This window comes from Solwaraspora sp. WMMB335, from assembly GCF_049179075.1.
Lineage (GTDB): Bacteria > Actinomycetota > Actinomycetes > Mycobacteriales > Micromonosporaceae > Micromonospora_E.
Genome location: NZ_JBMHMF010000001.1, coordinates 2,643,175 through 2,661,803, shown reverse-complemented (window position 1 = coordinate 2,661,803; position 18,629 = coordinate 2,643,175). Strand labels below are relative to the sequence as shown.

Genomic DNA, 18,629 nt, shown 5'->3' with positions numbered 1-18,629 from the left:
ACGTCGCGACGTGGCCGACTCGGGAGACGACGATCAGTGGCGAAGCTAAAACTCACCGTCGAAGAAGCGGCGCTGTGTGAGATTGTGGGCGTGCGGGGCTTCCTGCGCGCCCGTACCCATCTTGCGCACGGCGAGCTGACCGGAGCCCGTTGGGATCCGTCGACCGGGCACGCCCAGGCCCGGCTGGACGCCGGACCGGCTGGCACGGTGACAGCGGCGGTCACGACCGATGACGAAGGGCTCCTCGTCAGCGTCGACGGTGCCTGCTCCTGCGGCCAGGAATCCTGCGCCCACCCGTACGCGCTGGTGTTGCAGACCGTCATCGGCACGCCGACCGTCCCACAGCAGCGGCAAGGGTCCGGCGCGACGACGGCGACCTGGGAGAAGAGCCTGTCGGCGCTGGTATCGCACGTCGCCCCGGCCGTCACCGCCGCGCCGCAGCAGGCGACCGTCGGCCTGCAGTTCGAGCTGGTCAAGCCGGGCGCGGCCGGCGGTGGGCACGCCGGCCGCATCGCGCTGCGTCCGGTCCTACCCGGCCAGAACGGCTGGGTCCGCTCCGGCATCAGCTGGTCGAACGTACAATATGCCGGCTACGGCAGGTCGCCCGAATCCAAACGGCACCGCCAGCTGCTCGGCGAGATCCTCACGTTGTCGATGGTGGACGCCGACCGGTACGGCTACTACAGCCCCCCGACGACGATCTTCCTGGACGCGTTCGCGAGCCGGCGGATCTGGGACCTGCTGGCCGAGGCCGACGAAGCCGGGCTGCCGCTGGTCCAACCCGGCAAGTATGCCCGACCGGTGGTCGTCGGCCGGCAGCCGGCCCGGCTGTCGGTCCAGGTCGACCGCACCGACGAGGACCTGATCGTGCAGCCGGTGCTGCTGGCCGACGGCGTACCCGTCGCCGCCGAGTTCTCCGTCTTCGTCGGCCGACCGGCGCACGGGATCGCCTGGTGGGGGGAGCGCGGCGGCGTCGAGCCGCAACCCCGGGACCGGGTGCTGCGGCTGGCACCGCTGTCCGGCGCGGTGTCCCCGGCGGCGGCGAAGGCCCTGGCCGGTGCCGCGATCCGCGTCCCCGCTGCCGACGAGGCGCGGTTCTTCGAACGGTTCTACCCGGAGCTGCTCAAACAGGTCGAGGTCGTCGCCGCCGGCCCGGCGGTGCGCCTGCCACCGGTGTCGCCGCCCACGCTCACCCTGGCCGTGACACCGCTGCCGGGACAGGCGCTGTCAGTCCACTGGCAGTGGATCCGCGCGATCGGAGCGCACCGGCAGGCCGAGCCGCTGTGGGCGGCCGGCCCGCGCGGGTACGCCGACCCGCGTGACGCCGTCGTCAACCAGGTCACCGAGGTGACGGCCAAGGCGGTCCCGGAGGCGATCGAGTCGACGCCGAGCGGTCCGCGACTCGCCGCCCTGGCCACGCTCAGCGGCGACGCCATGATCCGGTTCCTCAGTGAGGTCGTACCCCGGATCGCCGATATCGACGGTGTCGACGTGGTCGAGTCGACCGACGAGTCCATTCCGGACTACCGGGAGGCGGACGAGGCGCCGGTCATTCGGTTCGCCGGCACCGACCATGCCGGCGAACACGACTGGTTCGACCTGTCCGTGCAGGTCAGCGTCGGCGGCGAGCAGGTCGTCTTCGATCAGCTGTTCACCGCGCTGGCGCAGGACCGGCAATACCTGATCCTGCCCAGCGGCACGTACTTCAGCCTCGACCGCCCCGAGTTCGCTCAGCTCCGCGAGCTGATCGACGAATCGCGGGCACTGGAGGACCGGCCGCCGGGCCTGCTGCGCGTCGGCCGGTTCCAGGTCGGCCTCTGGGCCGAACTGGCCGAGCTGGGGGAGATCACCGGGCAGGCCGCCGCCTGGCAGCGCGCGGTCCGCGAGCTGGCCGCCGCCGGCGCCGCCGTCGACCACCAGGTGCCCGAGGAGGTACGGGCGGAGCTGCGCCCGTACCAGCTCGACGGGTTCCGCTGGCTCGCCGCCCTGCGGGAACACCAGCTCGGCGGCATCCTGGCCGACGACATGGGCCTCGGCAAGACCCTGCAGGCGCTGGCGCTGATCCGGCACGCCCGCGCCGACGGACCGTTTCTCGTCGTCGCCCCCGCCAGCGTCATCCACAACTGGGTCAACGAGGCCGCGCGGTTCACCCCGGACCTCACCGTGCGGGCGGTCACCCAGACCACGGCGCGGCGCGGCATGGAACTCGCCGAGGCCGCGGCCGGGGCGGACATCGTCGTCACCTCGTACACGCTGCTGCGGCTGGAGTTCGACGACTACCAGGCGCTCGACTGGGCCGGCCTGATCCTCGACGAGGCCCAGTTCGTCAAGAACCACCAGTCGCAGAGCCACCGGTGCGCCAAGCTGCTGTCGGCGCCGTTCAAGCTGGCCATCACCGGTACACCGATGGAGAACAACCTGCTCGAACTCTGGGCGCTGTGTTCGATCACCGCCCCTGGGCTGTTTCCCCGGCTGGACCGGTTCACCGACTACTACCGTACGCCGATCGAGAAGGACCACGACGGTGACCGGCTCGCCCAGCTGCGCCGGCGCATCCGGCCGCTGATGTTGCGTCGCCGCAAGGCGGAGGTCGCCGCCGACCTGCCCGAGAAGCAGGAACAGGTCCTCGAACTCGACCTCGACCGTAAGCATCGCCGGATCTACCAGGCCTATCTGCAGCGGGAACGGCAGAAGGTCCTCGGCCTGCTCGGGGATCTGGAGAAGAACCGCTTCGAGATCTTCCGGTCGTTGACGTTGCTGCGCCAGGCGAGTCTCGACGTCGCGTTGGTCGACCCGAAGCATCAGGGCGTCCCGTCGACCAAGCTGGACGTGCTGGTCGAGCAGATCACCAACCTGGTCGCCGAAGGCCACCGTACGCTGGTGTTCAGCCAGTTCACGCGCTTCCTCGGCGCGGCGCGTGACCGACTCGTCGCCGCCGGCTTCCGATGCGGCTACCTCGACGGATCGACCGGCAACCGGGCCGCCGTGATCGCCGAGTTCAAAGGCGGCACCGCCGACGTGTTCCTGATCAGCCTCAAGGCGGGCGGTTTCGGCCTCAACCTCACCGAGGCCGACTACTGCATCCTGCTCGATCCATGGTGGAATCCGGCGACCGAGGCCCAGGCCGTCGACCGCGCCCACCGGATCGGCCAGACGTCGAACGTCATGGTCTACCGGATGGTCGCCAAGGACACCATCGAGGAGAAGGTCATGGCGTTGAAGCAGCGCAAGGCCGAGCTGTTCAGCAGCGTGCTCGACGGGGGCGAGTTCGCCTCTGCCCAACTGTCCGCCGCCGACATCGAAGACCTGCTCGGCTGAACTTCGTCAGGCCAGCAGCGGCAGCGCCCGGTCGCGCACGTCGACGTAGCGCTGGTGCACCTGCGGGGTGGCGGCGGCGGTGACCTCCTCGGCCTCGACCGGCCACCGCGGCGGCTCGGCGGCACCGGACAGCGCCCAGGCCGCCTGCCGGGCCGCGCCGAGCGCCACGTACTCGGCGGGGCGGGGCACGCTCACCGGCGCGCCGAACAGTGCCGGCGCGATCGCCCGTACCGCGCGGGACTGGGCCGCACCGCCGACCAGCAGCACCCGGTCGACCGGCACGTCCTGGACGCGCAGCGCGTCGAGGGCGTCGGCGATGCCGCCGAGCATGCCCTCCACCGCCGCCCGGGCCAGGTTCGCCGCCGACGCGTTCGCCCGGGTGATCCCGGCGAGCAGACCGTGCGCGTCGGGCAGGTTCGGGGTGCGTTCCCCGTCCAGGTACGGCAGCAGCGTCAATCCGCCCGCGCCCGGCGGTGCCGACAGCGCCAACTCGTCCAACTCGGCCAGCGACCGGCCCAGCAGGTCGGCGACGGTGACCAGCACCCGGGCCGCGTTGAGCGTGCAGACCAGCGGCAGGAACCGGCCGGTCGCGTCGGCGTAGCCGGCCACCAGCCCGCTCGGGTCGGCGGTCGGCAGCTCACTCACCCCGGACACACAGCCCGAGGTGCCCAGCGACACCACCACCTCGCCGGGGCGCAGGCCGACGCCGAACGCCGTACCCATGGTGTCGCCGGTGCCGGCCGAGAGCAGCGCGCCGGACGCGGTCTCGCCGACCACCTCGGCGGGCCCGGCGACCCGGGGCAGCGCCACGTCCCGCCCGAACGCGAGCCGCACCAGGTCCCGCCGGTAGTCCCCGGCCGCCGCCGACCAGTAGCCGGTGCCGGAGGCCTCGCCCCGGTCGGTCGTCGGCTGACCGCCGTCGGCCCGCAGCCGGTGGGTGAGCCAGTCGTGCGGCAACAGTACGGTCTCGGTCCGGGCCGCGAGCTGCGGCTCGGCGCGGGCGAACCAGCGCAGCTTGGTGACGGTGAAGCTGGCCACCGGCACCAGCCCGACCGCGTCGGCCCACGCCTTCGGACCGCCGAACTCGTCGGTGAGATCGACCGCGGCCTGCGCCGAGCGGGTGTCGTTCCACAGCAGGGCGTCCCGGACCACCTCGCCGGCGTCGTCGAGGCAGATCATGCCCTGCTGCTGCCCGCCGACGCCGATCGCGGCGACCCCGTCCAGCAGCCCGGCGCTGGCCTGCTCCCAGGCGGCCCACCACACGTGCGGATCGACCTCGGTGCCGTCCGGGTGCGGGGCGCGGCCCTCGCGCAGCACCTGGCCGGTGTCCGCGTCGCACACCACGACCTTGGTCGACTGGGTCGACGTGTCCACCCCGGCAACGAGCGTCAACGCACACCTCCGCAGGTGGTCGATGGCCGGTCGGCGCCGGCCGGCCAGGTCGTGGTCGTCGTCGTGGTCGACCTTACGTCCATCGATGGGTTGGTCCCAAGATGGTCTTCTGCGGCGGTCAGAGATACGCGACGCCGGTGAGCCGGGCCGCCTGCGCCCACATCCGTCGGCCGTTGCCCGGATCACGGGCCTGAGCGCTGGCCCGCACCTCGGTGACCGGCCCACGGATCTCCTGGAACCCGCGCGGGCCGAAGAACTGCCCGCCTCGTACGCCGGGCGCGGTCGCGGCGTACAGCTGGGGTCGGGCCCCCGCCTCGACCGGGCTGACGGCCAGCGACATCAGCCGGCTGGCGGCACGCATCAGCGGGCTCCGGTCGGCCATCGCGCGCGGGGTGAGGTTGGTGCGGGTCATGCCGGGGTGGGCGAGCACGCTGATCACCGGTGATCCGGCGGCCCGCAGCCGCCGGTCCAGCTCCAGGCCGAGGACCGTGCCGACCAGCTTCGACAACGAGTACGCCCGGTTGCCGCTGTAGGAGCGTTCGGACATCAGGTCGCCAAGGTCGAGATTGCGCCATTTGTGGACGATCGACGACACGGTGACCACCCGGGGTTCCTTGCCGGCGGCCAGCCGGTCGAGCAGCAAACCGGTCAGCGCGTACGGGCCGAGCGCGTTCGTGCCCATCTGCAGGTCGAACCCGTCCACGGTCAGCGGCGGTCGCGGGCCGGTCAGCACCAGGCCGGCGTTGTTCACCAGCAGGTCGACGCCACCGGCGAAGTCCGACGCGAAGGCGCGGATCGACGCGAGTGACGCCAGATCCAGCTCGCGGACCTCGACGTCGGCGCCCGGCACCGCGTGCCGGATCCCGGCGGCGGCCTCCTCGCCGGCCGCCACGTTGCGCACCGCGAGCACCACGGCGGCGCCGTGCCGGGCCAGCTCCAGCGCGGTGACCCGGCCCACGCCCGAGTTCGCCCCGGTCACCACCGCGCGCCGGCCACGTTGGTCGGGAATCTGATCTTCAGTCCAGTTCTGCATGGCGGCGACGCTAGGCAGCCGCGCGGTCCTCCGGAGAGACCCCACCAACCTGGGACCACGGGACCTACCCTGCCGAGGGGTCCCAGCGGCACACTTGGCGGTGTGACGACCACGGTCTACGCCCGTGAGCTGGCCGATTTCCTGCGTAACCGCCGGTCCCGGCTGCGCCCCGAGGAGATCGGGCTGGCACCCGGCCCCCGACGGCGGGTCGCCGGCCTGCGCCGCGAGGAGTTGGCCCTGCTCGCCGGGGTGAGCACCGACTACTACCAGCGTATGGAGCAGGGCCGGGACGTCCGCCCGTCCGACGACGTGCTGACCGGCATCGCCCGCGCTCTGGCGCTGAACGCCGAGGAGACCCGCCACCTGCGTGCTCTCGCCCGCCGCGCGCAGCAGCCGCCGAAGCCACGGCGGCGTACCCGCGAAACGGTCCCGGAGAGCACCCGCCGGCTGCTGCACAGCCTGCACACGCCGGCCGTGGTGGTCAGCCGCCACCTGGACCTGCTCGCCTGGAACAGCATGGCCGCCGCGCTCCACCCGGGCATCGGTCCGGGCAACGCGCTGATCGACATGTTCACCTACGCCGAGGAGCACGACCGGTGCGTCGGCTGGCGGGAAACGGTGCTGGACTACCTGGGCTTTCTGCGCGCGGCGGTCGCCGCCGACCCGGAGCACCCGCGCGCTCAGGAGATCGTCGGCACGCTCAGCATCCGCAGCGAGGAGTTCCGCAGGCTCTGGGCCCGCCACGACGTACGCGAATCGGTCAACGGCAGCAAGACGTTCCGGCATCCGCAGGTCGGTGAGCTGCACCTGGACTGGGACGCCTACGCGCCGCCGGGACGCACCGGGCCGATCCTGATCGTCTACACCGCCGCACCCGGCAGCGCCGACGCCGAACGGCTGCACCTGCTCGCCGCTTGTGCTAGCCGTTGATCCGGCGACGGACCCGGTCGGCGTCGGGGTGGCCGAGGTCTTCGTAGATGCCGAGCGCCTCGCTCCAGGCGGCGCGGGCGGCGGCGCGGTCACCGGCGGCATCGTGCGTCTCACCCAGGTTGACCAGCACATCGGCCTCGTCGTACCGGTCGCCGAGCCGGCGGTGCAGCGCCAGCGCCCGCTCGTAGCAGTCGGCCGCCGCCACGTGCTCGCCCAGCCGGTGCCGTACGTAGCCGAGGTTGTCCCAGGACAGCGCCGCCCCGTGCCGGTCGCCGTGCCGCTCGTGCAGCGCCAGCGCCTGCTCACAGCAGGTCAGGGCCTCGTCGAACGCGCCGCGCCGGGCCTGTAGCCAGCCGCTGTTGTTGAGTGCCTTCGCCTGCCCGGCCGGTGAGCCGACCGCCCGGTACAGCGTCGACGCCGACCGCGCCTGCTCCAACGCCCCGTCGAGGTCGCCCTCGCGGGCCAGCACCCAGCACAGACCGAGGTGCGCGTCGGCCTGTCCCTCGCGGTCGCCCACCGCACGGTTGAGCTCCAGGCTGTGCCGGTATTCGACCCGGGCGTCGCCGGTGCGACCCAACCAGGTGTACGCGATCGCCAGCCCCCGGTGGGCCTGTACCTGCCCGAGCAGCGACCGGTCGCGGCGGGCGGCGGCCAGCGCGGTCGCCTGCGACGCGGCCAGATCGTGCCAGTGCCCCTGCCGGTCCAGGAACGTGACCAGGGTGGCGGCCAGCTGCCAGGTGTACCAGTCGTGGCCGGCGTCGGCGGCCTGGCGCACGATGGCGAGCAGCACCGGCCGTTCCGCCCGCAGCCAGGCCAGCGCAGCGGCGTGGCCGGCATGGTCGAGCACCGTCGCCGCCGGGTCCGGCTTGGGCAGCGGCGTCGGCGTCGCCAGCCGGTACGGGTCGATGCCGAGGTCGGCCGCCCGTGCGGTGTGCAGACAGTGGTCCAGCAACCGCCGGTCGGCGGCGTCCCGGTCGTCGACCGCGTCGAGGTCGGCGGCCAGCTCCGCGGCGTACGCCCGCAGCAGGTCGTGCTGGTCGTAGCGGCCGGGCCCGCGTTCGGTGAGCAGGTTCGCCTCGGTCAGCGCGGCCAGCAGCGGACGGACCGCCGGCACCGGCACACCGGCGAGGCTCGCCGCCGCCGCGACCGACACCTCCGGGCCGGGATGCAGGCCCAGCAGCCGGAACAGCCGGGCGGACGGCGCGTCGAGCGTGCGGTACGACCACGAGAAGACCATCCGTACGTCGGTACGCGGATCCGCCGCCGTGAACGGAGCCAGTTGACCCGGTGTGCCACGGAGCTCGGTGGCGTGCCCGGCGAGCGGGAAGTCCGGGGTGGCGGCGATCCGGGCGGCCACGATGGCCAGCGCCAGCGGCAGCCGGGCGCAGACGGTGACGATGTCGTCGACGGCCGCCGGCTCGGCCGCGATCCGGTCGGCACCCACCCGGGCGGCGAGCAGGCGCCGGGACTCCTCGACGGAGAGCAGGTCCAGCGGCAACGCCTGGGCGCCCTCGGCGACCACCAGGCCGGTGAGCCGGTCCCGGCTGGTGACCAGGACCAGGCAGCCGGGTGCGCCGGGCAGCAGCGGGCGTACCTGCTCGGCGTCGCGGGCGTTGTCCAGCAGCACCGCCATCCGCCGGCCGTACATCAGGCTGCGGTACAGGTCGGCCTGCTGGCCCGCGTCGGCCGGAATCTGCTGTGGATGGACGCCGAGCGCGGCGAGGAAGCCGCGCAGCACCTCGCCGGCGGTGGCGGTGCGTCCGTCGGGATCGAAGCCGCGCAGGTTGGCGTAGAGCTGTCCGTCGGGGAAGCGGGCCGCGACCCGGTGCATCCAGTGCACCGCGAGCGCGGTCTTGCCCACCCCGGCCGTACCGCCGATCGCCGAGATCACCACGGTGGTCGGGGCGTCGGTGGGCTCGGCGGGCAGGAGCGCGTCCAGGCGGGCGAGGGCGGCGACCCGGCCGGCGAAGCGGGGGACACCCGGCGGTAGCTGGGCGGGTGTGCGGGCCGACCGCCGGGCCGGGGTGCGGGACCCGGTCGGCGGCGGGACGGGTAGCTCATGGCGTAGCACCCGTAGGTGGGCCCGGCTCAGGTCGGATCCGGGTGCCACGCCGAGTTCGTCGCGCAGCCGGGCACGGGTCCGCTCGTACAGGGAAAGGGCCTGTGCCTGCTGGCCGTGTCCGGCCAGCGCGAGCATCAGCAACCCGACGAGGCGTTCCCGCAGCGGGTGCGCGGTGGCGAGCGGACCGAGCAGTTCGATCGCCGCCGCGTACCGCCGCTCGGCGATCTCGACCTCGGCCAGCAACTCCTGGGCGGCGAGCCGGTCCGCCTGCAGCGCGGTGACCGCTGCCTCGACGAACGCCCCGGCCGCGCCGGTCAGCGGTTCGCCCCGCCACAGGGCGAGACCGGCGCGCAGCGATTCGGCCGCCGCCGCCGATGCCCCGGCGACGGCAGCGGCGCGCGCCCGGCCGACGAGCGCGGTGAACTCCGGGTAGTCGCAGTCGCCGGTGGCCGCGAGGCGGTAGCCACCGGCCTCAGTGGACAGCGTGTCACCGAGACCGGCGGCGCGCAGCGCGGCGCGGATCCGCGACACGCAGACCTGCACCTGGGTCCGTGCGCTCGCCGGCGGTCCGTCACCCCACAGCGCGGTGGCGATCCGGCCGGTGGGCACGACCCGGCCGGCGTCCAGCAGGAGCAGGGCCAGCACGGCCCGTTCCTGCGGCCGGCCGATGGGCAGCGCCCGAGCGTCGACGACGACCTCGACCGGACCAAGTATCCGAAACCTCATCGGCGCCGTTCCCGTCCTTCGTGGGCGCTGGCCATTCTCGTCGTCAGGCCCGGGGCAGCGCGCCTAGCGGTCGCATAGCCGACGCCAAGCGAGACCGTCCAGTGTCAAACGAGCCGGCCGGGCTGCGGCCGGCGTACCGAAAGAATGGGGGAATCGTGAAGGCAGTCACAACGGCGCGTGCCGGGTTCGCCGCCGCCGTGCTCGTCGGCACCGTCCTCGTCGGGCTCGGCCCGGCGGGGCCGGCCGCCGCCGATCCGCCCGGCCTGGTGCGGGTCGGGGCCACCTCGGCGAGCACCAGCTCGGACAAGAACATGACGGTGTCCTGCCCGCCCGGGACGGTGGTCACCGGTGGCGGTGGCTACCTGACCGCACCCGCCGCGTCACATCAGGGGCTGGTGTCGCTGGACCGGCTGGAGCCGCTGAACAACGGCACCGGTTTCGTGGCCCGGATGCGTGAGGTGCACCCGGACGGGGGCAACTGGGCGCTCACCGCGGAGGCGATGTGCGCGCCGGCCCCGCCCGGCTGGGACGTGGTCTCGTTCACCCAGGCCCCGAACACCCAGATCGCCTCGGTCTCGTGTGGCGGCAAGCGGGTGATCGGAGCCGGCGGGCGGATCAACAACGGTTTCGGCGACGTCGTCCTCGACTACGTCGTGCCGACGGCCGACCTGACCTCGGTCAGCGTCCGTGGCACGGTCGTTCCCGGTACGACGCCGACCAACTGGTCGGTGACCGCGTACGCGGTCTGCGCGAGCGTCAGGGGTGTCCAGCGGGTCGAGTTCGCCAATCCGCTGAGCGCGGACGACTCGAAGAGCATCACCGGGTCGTGCCCGGCCGGGACCGCCCTCTACGGGATCGGGGGATCGGTGTCGGGCGGCGGTGGGGAGATCTTCCTCGACCTGGTGCACGCCATCGGCACGGACAAGGTGGCCACCCGGGCCAGCGCCTCCGGTCCGGTGCTGCCGTGGGCACTGTTCGCGTACGGCATCTGCGCGAGTTGATCTGAGCGGGCGGCGGTGCCGGTCGGGAACGTTCCGGCCGGCACCGCCGTCGGTGGCGATGCTGCCGACCGGCTCTGCCCGTCGGCGGCTCCTGTTACCGGCGGGTCAGGTCGGGCCGGTGAGGTTGCCGACACACGTGGTCAGGCCTTCCAGGAGCTCCTGCTGGCGGGCCGGGGACAGGCCGGCGCACATCTGCTTCTCCACCCGCCGTACCGCCGCGCTGGCGGTCCGCAGCTGGTCGCGCCCGGCGTCGGTCAGCGCCGCGGGCAGTTCACGCCCGTGCGGCGCGGTCGCCGGCCGGGTGACCAGACCGCGTTCCTCCAGGCCGCGCAGGACCACGTTCATCGACTGACGGGTGACGAAGGCGCCCCGGGCCAGCTCGGCGTTGGACAGGTTGGGACGCTGGCCCAGCAGTTCCAGGCAGGCGTACTGCGGCACCGTCAGCCGCATCGGCCGTAGCGCCGCGTCCATCGCGGTGCGCAGGGCGACCGCGGCCTGCTTGAGCACGTAACCGACGGCGTCGTCCACCGGGCCGACGGTCTCGTCGCTGTCCGCCTGGCCCGTGGTCTCGTCGCTGTCCGGTGGGCCGACCGGCTCGTGTTGCGCCATGTCAGTATCCTGACATATGCTCGGGCATGTCAGGACTTTGACATGAGAGTGGGAGATCGCATCATGACCGTCACCGGACCGGATTTCGTCGCCCTGCAGGTGCGCGACCTGGACCGCGCCGCCGCCTTCTACGAGGAGCGGCTCGGCCTGCGCCGGGCTCCGGTCAGTCCGCCCGGCGCCGTCGTGTTCGCCACCACGCCGGTGCCCTTCGCGGTGCGGGACCCGCTGCCCGGCGTGGATCTCGATGCCGGCGGCCGCCCCGGCCTCGGCGTGGCGCTGTGGCTGCACGCCACCGACGCGCAGGCGCTGCACGACCGGCTGGCCGCCGCCGGCACCCCGATCGCCGCCGCACCGTTCGACGGCCCGTTCGGTCGCACCTTCACCTTCGTCGACCCGGACGGCTACGCGGTGACCGTCCACGACAAGCAGTAGGCGCCGGTCGCACGGGTGACCGTTACGATCGGCGGGTGGCGTTACTGCACCGGGCGGAGCTGCGCCCGACCAAACTCGAACTCCTCGCCGCCTGGCTGCCGGGGCGCGACTGGTGGCCGGGGCGGTCCACTGCGGATCTCGAACGGGTGGCGGGGTACCGGTTCGACGACCCGGCCGGCGACGTGGGCATGGAGACGATCCTGGTCCGCGCCGAGACCGGCCCGGTGCTCCAGGTGCCGTTGACCTACCGTGGTGCGCCGCTGGACGGCGGTGACGCATGGCTGGTCGGCACCATGGACCACTCGGCGCTCGGCCCCCGCTGGGTGTACGACGCGTGCGGCGACCCGGTCTACGCCGCCGCCCTGGCCGGCGCCATCCTCGCCGATGCCGGCCAGGCGCAGGAGTATTTCGAGGTCGACGGCGTCCGCGAGATCCGTCCGCTCAGCATGGACATCACCGGCAGCGCTACGACCGGCAGCGGTACGACCGGCGCCGCGGTGCCCGCTGCCGTGCCCGCCGTGGGCACGGTCAGCCGGATCGTCGACGGCGATCCCACGCTGATCGTCACCGAGCGGGTCGAGTTGACCGTGCTGCGCCGCCTCGACGGCCAGCCCGGGCGCAGGAACGGTGAACTGCTGACCGGCACCTGGCCCGGCCAGCCGCAACCGCTGCCGCTGGCGTACGCCGTGCCCCGCTGACGGCCGCCGGTCCCGCCGTGCGGATGCATCCCGACCAGCTGACCGTACCGGTCGAGACGGTGCGCACCCTGGTGTACGAGCAGTTTCCGCAGTGGCGGAAGCTGCCGGTCGACGGCGTCGACCAGCACGGCACGGTCAACGCGATCTTCCGCATCGGGGACCGCTTCGCGGCCCGATTCCCGCTGGAACCCGACGACGTCGACTCGGTGCGACGCCGGCTGACGCGGGAGGCCGACGCCGGCCGCGAGTTGGCCGGGCGGACCCGGTTCCCGACCCCGGAGCCGGTCGCCCTCGGGCAGCCCGGAGCCGGCTACCCGCTGCCCTGGTCGGTGCAGACCTGGCTGCCGGGCACGGTGGCCGCCGACCCCGACGCAGATCCGGGAGGGTCGGTCGGGTTCGCCCGCGACCTGGCGGAGTTCATCCGGGGCGTACGGGCGATCGACACCCGGGGACGGAGCTTCCAGGGCGGCTGGCGGGGCGGCGAGCTGCGCTCGCACGACGAGTGGATGCAGACCTGCTTCGGACACAGTGAGCGGCTGCTCGACGTACCCCGGTTGCGTCGGATCTGGTCGGCGTTGCGTGAGCTGCCGCACGGCCCGGACGCTGACGTGATGTCCCACCGCGACCTCATTCCCGGCAACGTGCTGGTGTCGGATGGCCGGCTGGCCGGGGTCCTCGACGTCGGCGCGCTCGCCCCGGCCGACCCGGCGCTGGACCTGGTCGCCGCCTGGCACCTGCTGGCAGACGGCCCTCGGCAGGTGCTGCGTACCGAGCTGGGCTGTGCCGACCTGGAGTGGCAGCGCGGCAAGGCATGGGCGTTCGAGCAGGCGATGGGTGCGGTCTGGTACTACGTGGACAGTAATCCGGCGATGAGTCGGATGGGCCGGCGCACCCTCGACCGCATCCTGACCGACGAGCGAGCGGCGTGAGCGCCGACGGTCGACGCGGGAGTCAGCTGTCCACCAGCTGACGCGGGGTCAACCGTCGGCCAGCCAGGCGCGCTGCTCGTCGGTCTCCGGCACCGGTACGCCGCGTGCGGTGGCGATGATCCGCCAGACCTCGGTGCGCTCGACGCCGAGCCCGACCAGGCAGGCGGCGGCGATGACCGAGGACCGGCCGATGCCGGCCCGGCAGTGCACGGCGACGTCGTGTCCGGCGACGAGCCGCTGGTGCAGCAGGTCGAGCAGGGGCCGCGCGGCGGCCCGGTCCGGCACGCCGAAGTCGGTGACCGGCAGCCGGTGGAACTCCAGCCCGGCGCGGGCGGCCGCAGCCGCCTCGTCGGCCAGGTCGAGTTCGTCGAGCTCGCCGGTGGTGAGCAGACAGACGAGCACGTCGACGCCGTCGGCCGCCAGCACGGCCATCTCCGTGTCGAGCCAGTCGCCGCCACGTGGCCGGGTCATCGTGCTCAACTGCCCCGGCGCGGGGGTCGGAATCGGATACCTCATGTCTGGCCAATCTGGTCGGGTGGGTCGGGTGGGTCTGTTTCGTCCGGCTGTCGATCATGGGCGTGTTGCCTGGTCAAGGACTTCTTCACACGGCGTTCACACGGTTGTCTCGGCGGCGGCCACCACGATCATTAGATTTCCCTGCATCGATGTGCCTGTCGCGCACCCAAGACCGGGAGACCCCCCAATCCGGCCGCGGCAGGGCAGAGTCAGGAGATCCCCGTGACCCGCCGCATCACCAGAGCCGTCGTCGCCGCGACAGCGGCCGTCGCCGTCGCCGTCGGTCTGCTCGCCGTCCCGGCCAGCGCCACCCCGCCGAACATCCCGTCCTACAGCACCGCGCTCAGCCGGCTGAACTCGCTCACCGTTGCCGCCGAGTCGCACCAGTCCAGCTACAACCGCAACCTGTTCCCGCACTGGATCACCATCTCCGGATCGTGCAACACCCGCGAGGAAGTGCTCAAGCGCGACGGCCGCAACGTCGTGGTCAACAGCAGCTGCTACCCGACCTCGGGATCCTGGTACAGCCCGTTCGACGGGGCGACCTGGACCGACCCGGCCGATGTCGACATCGACCACATGGTCCCGCTCGCCGAGGCATGGCGCTCCGGCGCCTGGTCGTGGACGACGGCCCGACGCCAGACGTACGCCAACGACCTCGGCGGACCCGAACTCTGGGCGGTCACCGACAACGTCAACCAGGCCAAGGGAGACAAGGACCCGGCGAGCTGGCAGCCGCCGCTGGCCTCGTTCCGCTGCACGTACGCCCGTGCCTGGATCCAGGCGAAGTGGTACTACGGCCTGACCGTCGACAGCGCGGAGAAGTCGGCGCTGTCGAGCATGCTCGCCACCTGCTGACCGGCGGCTGATCCGCGGTCGACGCGGCCGGCCCGCCCACGGGTGGGCCGGCCCCCGGCCGGGCGGCGCATCGCCCCCCGGCCGGCCGGTGTGCTCAGCGCAGCACGAAGGAAAGCTGTTCGATGGCGAAGTCCACGTCGTCGGGTCCGACCACCAGCGGCGGGGCGAGCCGGATCGTCGCGCCGTGGGTGTCCTTGACCAGGACGCCGCGTTCGGCGAGCCGCTCGCACGCCTGCCGCCCGGTCATCGCCTGCGGGTCCAGATCGATCCCGGCCCACAGCCCCCGGCCCCGGACCGCGACCAGGCGCCCCTGCTCACGCAGCGCCCGCAGCGCGGCGTGCAGCCGCGCGCCCTGCTCCGCCGAGCGGCGCTGGTATTCGCCGGTGGCCAGCAGCCGGACCACCTCGGTGCCCACCGCGCAGGCCAGCGGATTGCCGCCGAAGGTGGACCCGTGCTCGCCGGGACGTAGGACGCCGAGCACCGAGTGGTCGGCGACCACCGCCGACACCGGCACGATGCCGCCGCCGAGCGCCTTGCCGAGGATGTACATGTCGGGCTGGACGCCCTCGTGATCGCAGGCGAACGTGTTCCCGGTGCGGCCCAGCCCCGACTGGATCTCGTCGGCGAGGAACAGCACGTCGTTGCGGGTGCACAGGTCACGTACCCCGGTCAGGTAGCCGTCCGGTGGCACCACCACGCCCTGCTCGCCCTGGATCGGCTCCAGCAGCACCGCCACGCAGGTCTCGTCGATCGCGTCGGCGAGCGCGGCCAGGTCGCCGTACGGGACGACCGTGAAGCCGGGGGTGTACGGTCCGAAACCGTCCCGCGCGTCCGGGTCGGTGGAGAAGCTGATGATGGTCGTGGTCCGACCGTGGAAGTTGCCGGCCGCGACCACGATGGTGGCCTGGCCGTCCGGTACGCCCTTGACCTGGTGACCCCACTTGCGGGCCACCTTGATCGCGGTTTCCACCGCCTCGGCGCCGGTGTTCATCGGCAGCACCATGTCCTTGCCGCACAGCGCGGCCAACTCCCGGCAGAAGTCGGCGAACCGGTCGTGCACGAACGCCCGGCTGGTGAGCGTGAGTCGGTCGAGCTGGGCGTGCGCCGCCGCGATCAGCCGGGGGTGCCGGTGGCCGAAGTTGAGCGCCGAGTAGCCGGCGAGGCAGTCCAAATAGCGCCGCCCGTCGATGTCGGTGACCCAGGCGCCGGTGGCGGTGCCGATCACCACCGGCAGCGGGTGGTAGTTGTGCGCGGTCCACCGTTGTGCGTCGTGCAACGCCTCCGGCGTGCGCAGCATCCCGTCCACGATCATCGGCCGGCCCCTCTCAGCTCCAGCGTGCAGCACTTGGGCCCGCCGCCGGCCTTGCGTAGCTCCGACAGGTCCACCCCGATCGGATGGTAGCCGCGTGCGCGCAGCGTCGAGATCAGTCCGGCGGCCTGCACCGGCAGCACCACGTGATGGCCGTCGCTGACCGCGTTGAGCCCGAACGCGGCGGCGTCGGGCAGGTCGGCCAGGATCGCGTCGGGGAACAGCCGGCGCAGCACGGCCTGGCTGCCGGGCGAGAACGCCTCCGGCAGGTAGGCGATGGTCCGCTCGTCGAGCACGCACAGCGCGGTGTCCAGATGGTAGAAGCACGGGTCCACCAGCTGCAGGGTGATCACCGGGCGGCCGAAGACCTCCTGGACGCGGGCGTGCGCGGCGTGCGAGGTGCGGAAGCCGGTGCCGGCCAGCACGAAGTCGCCGGCCAGCAGCAGATCGCCTTCACCCTCGTTGACGTACTTGGCGTCGTGCACGACGAACCCGGCCTGCTCCAGCCAGCCCCGGTAGGCGGGTGCCTCGTCGGCCCGCTGCGGCTCGCGGAACTGCACCGCGAGGGCCTGCCCGTCGATGACGGTGGCACCGTTGGCGGCGAAGACCATGTCGGGCAGGCCGGGTAGCGGCTCGATCTCGTCGACCGTGTGACCCAGTTCGAGGTACGTCTGGCGTAACCGCGTCCACTGGGCGAGGGCCAGCTCCCGGTCGACCGGGCGGGCCGGGTCCATCCATGGGTTGATCGCGTATTCCACGGCGAAGTACGTCGGCCGGCACATCAGGAAGTGTCGGGGGGTGGCGTGCATCGTCATGCGTCGGGCTCCTGAGGTCGGGCGCGCCCCGGCGCTGCGCTCTGGGGGCTGGCGCTCGTTCTCACGCTAAGGGCTTGAACCCACAGAAACCATCGGAAAGCCTTGCGTCTGATCGCAGATCGTTGCGCATGCAGGTGCTGTGACAACTGATTCGTTGCGCAATCGCGCGCTATCGCGTTCGGTGACCCAGTCGGGACAGCATGTCGGGGGGCGACAACACTGTCGCCCCCCGATGACGGCTGCCGGCGGTGAACCACCGCGATGCGGCATCTTGTCGTGCGGTGGCACCACCGTACCGGCGGCCCACCATCGCGTTACCGGATGCCCGTCAGAAGATCGCGCCAAACTGTGAATCAAGCCACTCGCGTACCTGGGTCACCATGTCCGTCTCGGTGGTGAGCCAGCTGAGCGCGCCGGTCATCGCCAGGCTGCCGACGATCATCGTTCCGAGGGCGAGAACGATGCCGATCAGCGCCTCGGTGCGGCCGGCCACGTGTCGACGGCTGGTGGCCGAGACCCCGCCGATCCCGAGCGCCAGCGCGAGCACGCCGAGCGCGATGCCGTACGGCGCCAGTGGGCCGGAGAGCACGAACAGCGCGCCGGTGATCCCGATGATCAGGCCGAGCGTGGCGAGCACGCTCGCCCGGGGGCGCGGGCCAGCCGGGGCGGGCGGGGGAGCGGGCCGGGACGGGGTCTCCTCCCGGGTGGGTGGTTCGGGTCGGGGACCTGGCGTCGGGCGGGTAGCCGGGTCGGCCACCGCGGTGGCGCCACCGGCGGCGCCGGCGGGCGCGGGGCGGTCACCGCCGGTCCGGGCGGTGTCGAGCCGCTGCGTCTCGGCGCGGTCGGCGGCCCGTTGCGCCGCCGCCCGTTCCGCGTTGGCGTGCTCGGCCGAACGCCGGGCATGCTCCCGGTCGGCGGTAGCGGCGGCCGTCGTGCTGCGGGGTGTGGTCGGCTCGTCGGACCGTGCCGGCTCCACCGGCTCCGACCGCCGGGAGAGCATCGGGATCCTGGGCATGGGACACCTCCTTATCGATGCGCCGGCTCATGCCTCCGGATGGATGCCTGCACCGGCGGTTACGACAACCGGATACCCCGATGTCCGGTCCGCCACACCCGAATGTCCATCGCCGCTCGCCGAAACAGGCGTAGACGCCGATCCGGTGCCCTGCCCTGCCCGCCCTGGCGGGGCGGGCAGGGCAGGGTGGGGTGGCTGTCCCGGTCCCGGTGGCCTGTCGCTGCCCTCGCCGTCGCATCTACCGTCGCATTGGCCCTGTCTACCGTCGCTTTGGCCGGTGCCCGCGACGCGACGGCAACGACGCGGCATCCGCTTCCTTTTCCGCTACCAGAAATTCGATGATGTCCATCGAGTGATGGCCGAAATCGTCGACCCCCTACCGGCAGGTGTAGCTTCTCCAACCGGGCTTTGGCGCCAATTTCGGTCAGGTACTCCTCAAATGGCCTGTGGTGACCGTAGACCTGGACGTGAGCCTCGGTGTACTTGTCCTTGTCGCGTTCGAAGTCATAGTGAAGAACCGGGTGCTCGGCAGACTCGCCGAGGTGGACGCCGACGTACGAGCTTCGCACGGCGGGGAACAGTCCTTCGTCCGTGTCCAGCATGAGCTTGCAGCTGAGATCGATCCAGATCGGCCCGCGGGCCTGGGACCTGAGCCGGACCGGCGCTGATTGGAGCGTGCGCTTGTCCAACTTGGTGCCGACACTTGCGCCGCCCCGATGTCAGGGGCGCTTGCCACCGATGGCCACCCACAATTTCAGGGCAGCAAGGGAGCTGAAGTCCCGTCGCTGTGCCTGGTCGGCGAGCTGATCGTACGTCAATCGTAGGCCGTCGAGGGCGCGCTGAACCGTGGCCTTCCATTCCGCTGCGTCCATCTCTGTTACCTCGACGCTGGGCCGGGTCATGTGAGTCGGCGTTGTCGTCACTGGGGCCTTCCAGGGGGCTGCTCGGGTGGGCAGCTGACAGGTGCGACACCGCGCTGACTACCC

The 18,629-nt window shown here is 72.5% G+C and carries 17 protein-coding genes; 8 read left to right on the top strand and 9 right to left on the bottom strand.

Going from position 1 to position 18,629, the window contains the following annotated elements:
* Nucleotides 1-36: 36 nt before the first annotated feature.
* Nucleotides 37-3,318, top strand: a complete 3,282-nt coding sequence (locus ACN27F_RS11295; protein ID WP_421433234.1) for an SNF2-related protein — start codon at nt 37-39, stop codon at nt 3,316-3,318.
* A 6-nt stretch (nt 3,319-3,324) separates the two neighbouring features.
* On the opposite strand, the gene ACN27F_RS11290 is transcribed toward ACN27F_RS11295, so the two are convergent.
* Both ACN27F_RS11290 and ACN27F_RS11285 read right to left on the bottom strand, forming a co-directional pair.
* On the bottom strand, nt 3,325-4,710 hold the full coding sequence (locus tag ACN27F_RS11290; protein WP_421433233.1) for a xylulokinase: 1,386 nt from the start codon (nt 4,708-4,710) through the stop codon (nt 3,325-3,327).
* 118 nt (nt 4,711-4,828) lie between these two features.
* Nucleotides 4,829-5,743 carry an oxidoreductase gene (locus ACN27F_RS11285; protein ID WP_421433232.1) on the bottom strand — a complete coding sequence of 305 codons (915 nt, stop codon included), beginning with the start codon at nt 5,741-5,743 and terminating at the stop codon, nt 4,829-4,831.
* 102 nt (nt 5,744-5,845) lie between these two features.
* On the opposite strand from ACN27F_RS11285, the gene ACN27F_RS11280 reads away from it, so the two are divergent.
* The gene (locus ACN27F_RS11280; RefSeq protein WP_421433231.1) at nt 5,846-6,673 is read left to right on the top strand and encodes a helix-turn-helix domain-containing protein; all 828 of its coding nucleotides are present in this window, start codon (nt 5,846-5,848) and stop codon (nt 6,671-6,673) included.
* On the opposite strand, the gene ACN27F_RS11275 is transcribed toward ACN27F_RS11280, so the two are convergent.
* Nucleotides 6,663-9,461 (bottom strand): AfsR/SARP family transcriptional regulator, encoded by a 2,799-nt coding sequence (locus tag ACN27F_RS11275; protein ID WP_421433230.1) that lies wholly within the window; start codon nt 9,459-9,461, stop codon nt 6,663-6,665. The genes ACN27F_RS11280 and ACN27F_RS11275 overlap by 11 nt on opposite strands.
* Before the next feature lie 155 nt (nt 9,462-9,616).
* Between ACN27F_RS11275 and ACN27F_RS11270 the strand changes: the two genes are divergently transcribed.
* Nucleotides 9,617-10,462, top strand: coding sequence for a hypothetical protein (locus ACN27F_RS11270; RefSeq protein ID WP_421433229.1), 846 nt, complete (start codon nt 9,617-9,619; stop codon nt 10,460-10,462).
* A gap of 105 nt (nt 10,463-10,567) precedes the next feature.
* Here ACN27F_RS11270 and ACN27F_RS11265 read toward each other — a convergent pair whose 3' ends face one another.
* Nucleotides 10,568-11,071: a MarR family winged helix-turn-helix transcriptional regulator gene (locus tag ACN27F_RS11265; RefSeq protein WP_421433228.1), complete on the bottom strand. Its 504-nt coding sequence runs from the start codon at nt 11,069-11,071 to the stop codon at nt 10,568-10,570.
* A 63-nt stretch (nt 11,072-11,134) separates the two neighbouring features.
* Between ACN27F_RS11265 and ACN27F_RS11260 the strand changes: the two genes are divergently transcribed.
* The 3 genes from ACN27F_RS11260 to ACN27F_RS11250 are packed head-to-tail and all read left to right on the top strand — an operon-like array spanning nt 11,135 to nt 13,130.
* A complete protein-coding gene (locus tag ACN27F_RS11260; RefSeq protein ID WP_421433227.1) occupies nt 11,135-11,503 on the top strand; it encodes a VOC family protein in 369 nt (122 codons plus the stop codon).
* A 35-nt stretch (nt 11,504-11,538) separates the two neighbouring features.
* On the top strand, nt 11,539-12,201 hold the full coding sequence (locus tag ACN27F_RS11255) for a CG0192-related protein (RefSeq protein ID WP_421433226.1): 663 nt from the start codon (nt 11,539-11,541) through the stop codon (nt 12,199-12,201).
* A 23-nt stretch (nt 12,202-12,224) separates the two neighbouring features.
* The gene (locus ACN27F_RS11250; protein ID WP_421433225.1) at nt 12,225-13,130 is read left to right on the top strand and encodes an aminoglycoside phosphotransferase family protein; all 906 of its coding nucleotides are present in this window, start codon (nt 12,225-12,227) and stop codon (nt 13,128-13,130) included.
* Between the two features lie 48 nt (nt 13,131-13,178).
* Here ACN27F_RS11250 and ACN27F_RS11245 read toward each other — a convergent pair whose 3' ends face one another.
* Nucleotides 13,179-13,646 (bottom strand): protein-tyrosine phosphatase family protein, encoded by a 468-nt coding sequence (locus ACN27F_RS11245; RefSeq protein ID WP_421433224.1) that lies wholly within the window; start codon nt 13,644-13,646, stop codon nt 13,179-13,181.
* Between the two features lie 216 nt (nt 13,647-13,862).
* On the opposite strand from ACN27F_RS11245, the gene ACN27F_RS11240 reads away from it, so the two are divergent.
* Complete coding sequence (locus tag ACN27F_RS11240; RefSeq protein WP_421440116.1) at nt 13,863-14,504, top strand: HNH endonuclease family protein; 642 nt, start codon at nt 13,863-13,865, stop codon at nt 14,502-14,504.
* A gap of 94 nt (nt 14,505-14,598) precedes the next feature.
* Here ACN27F_RS11240 and rocD read toward each other — a convergent pair whose 3' ends face one another.
* The 3 genes from rocD to ACN27F_RS11225 all read right to left on the bottom strand — a co-directional run bounded on the left by rocD (nt 14,599) and on the right by ACN27F_RS11225 (nt 17,643).
* Complete coding sequence (gene rocD / locus ACN27F_RS11235) at nt 14,599-15,816, bottom strand: ornithine--oxo-acid transaminase (RefSeq protein ID WP_421433223.1); 1,218 nt, start codon at nt 15,814-15,816, stop codon at nt 14,599-14,601.
* Nucleotides 15,813-16,622, bottom strand: a complete 810-nt coding sequence (gene ddaH, locus ACN27F_RS11230) for a dimethylargininase (protein WP_421440114.1) — start codon at nt 16,620-16,622, stop codon at nt 15,813-15,815. The genes rocD and ddaH overlap by 4 nt, the downstream gene beginning before the upstream one ends.
* A gap of 334 nt (nt 16,623-16,956) precedes the next feature.
* Complete coding sequence (locus ACN27F_RS11225) at nt 16,957-17,643, bottom strand: thrombospondin (RefSeq protein ID WP_421433222.1); 687 nt, start codon at nt 17,641-17,643, stop codon at nt 16,957-16,959.
* A gap of 449 nt (nt 17,644-18,092) precedes the next feature.
* Between ACN27F_RS11225 and ACN27F_RS11220 the strand changes: the two genes are divergently transcribed.
* Nucleotides 18,093-18,311, top strand: a complete 219-nt coding sequence (locus ACN27F_RS11220; RefSeq protein WP_421433221.1) for a hypothetical protein — start codon at nt 18,093-18,095, stop codon at nt 18,309-18,311.
* 51 nt (nt 18,312-18,362) lie between these two features.
* Here ACN27F_RS11220 and ACN27F_RS11215 read toward each other — a convergent pair whose 3' ends face one another.
* Nucleotides 18,363-18,515, bottom strand: a complete 153-nt coding sequence (locus tag ACN27F_RS11215) for a hypothetical protein (RefSeq protein WP_421433220.1) — start codon at nt 18,513-18,515, stop codon at nt 18,363-18,365.
* Nucleotides 18,516-18,629 lie beyond the last annotated feature (114 nt).

Excerpts from the sequence above, each read along its gene's own strand:
- ACN27F_RS11225 (WP_421433222.1), bottom strand. The coding sequence starts at position 17,643 with ATGCCCAGGATCCCGATGCTCTCCCGGCGGTCGGAGCCGGTGGAGCCG.
- ACN27F_RS11260 (WP_421433227.1), top strand. The coding sequence starts at position 11,135 with ATGACCGTCACCGGACCGGATTTCGTCGCCCTGCAGGTGCGCGACCTG.
- ACN27F_RS11265 (WP_421433228.1), bottom strand. The coding sequence starts at position 11,071 with ATGGCGCAACACGAGCCGGTCGGCCCACCGGACAGCGACGAGACCACG.
- ACN27F_RS11250 (WP_421433225.1), top strand. The coding sequence starts at position 12,225 with ATGCATCCCGACCAGCTGACCGTACCGGTCGAGACGGTGCGCACCCTG.
- ACN27F_RS11275 (WP_421433230.1), bottom strand. The coding sequence starts at position 9,461 with ATGAGGTTTCGGATACTTGGTCCGGTCGAGGTCGTCGTCGACGCTCGG.
- ACN27F_RS11285 (WP_421433232.1), bottom strand. The coding sequence starts at position 5,743 with ATGCAGAACTGGACTGAAGATCAGATTCCCGACCAACGTGGCCGGCGC.
- ddaH (WP_421440114.1), bottom strand. The coding sequence starts at position 16,622 with ATGCACGCCACCCCCCGACACTTCCTGATGTGCCGGCCGACGTACTTC.
- ACN27F_RS11215 (WP_421433220.1), bottom strand. The coding sequence starts at position 18,515 with ATGGACGCAGCGGAATGGAAGGCCACGGTTCAGCGCGCCCTCGACGGC.
- rocD (WP_421433223.1), bottom strand. The coding sequence starts at position 15,816 with ATGATCGTGGACGGGATGCTGCGCACGCCGGAGGCGTTGCACGACGCA.
- ACN27F_RS11245 (WP_421433224.1), bottom strand. The coding sequence starts at position 13,646 with ATGAGGTATCCGATTCCGACCCCCGCGCCGGGGCAGTTGAGCACGATG.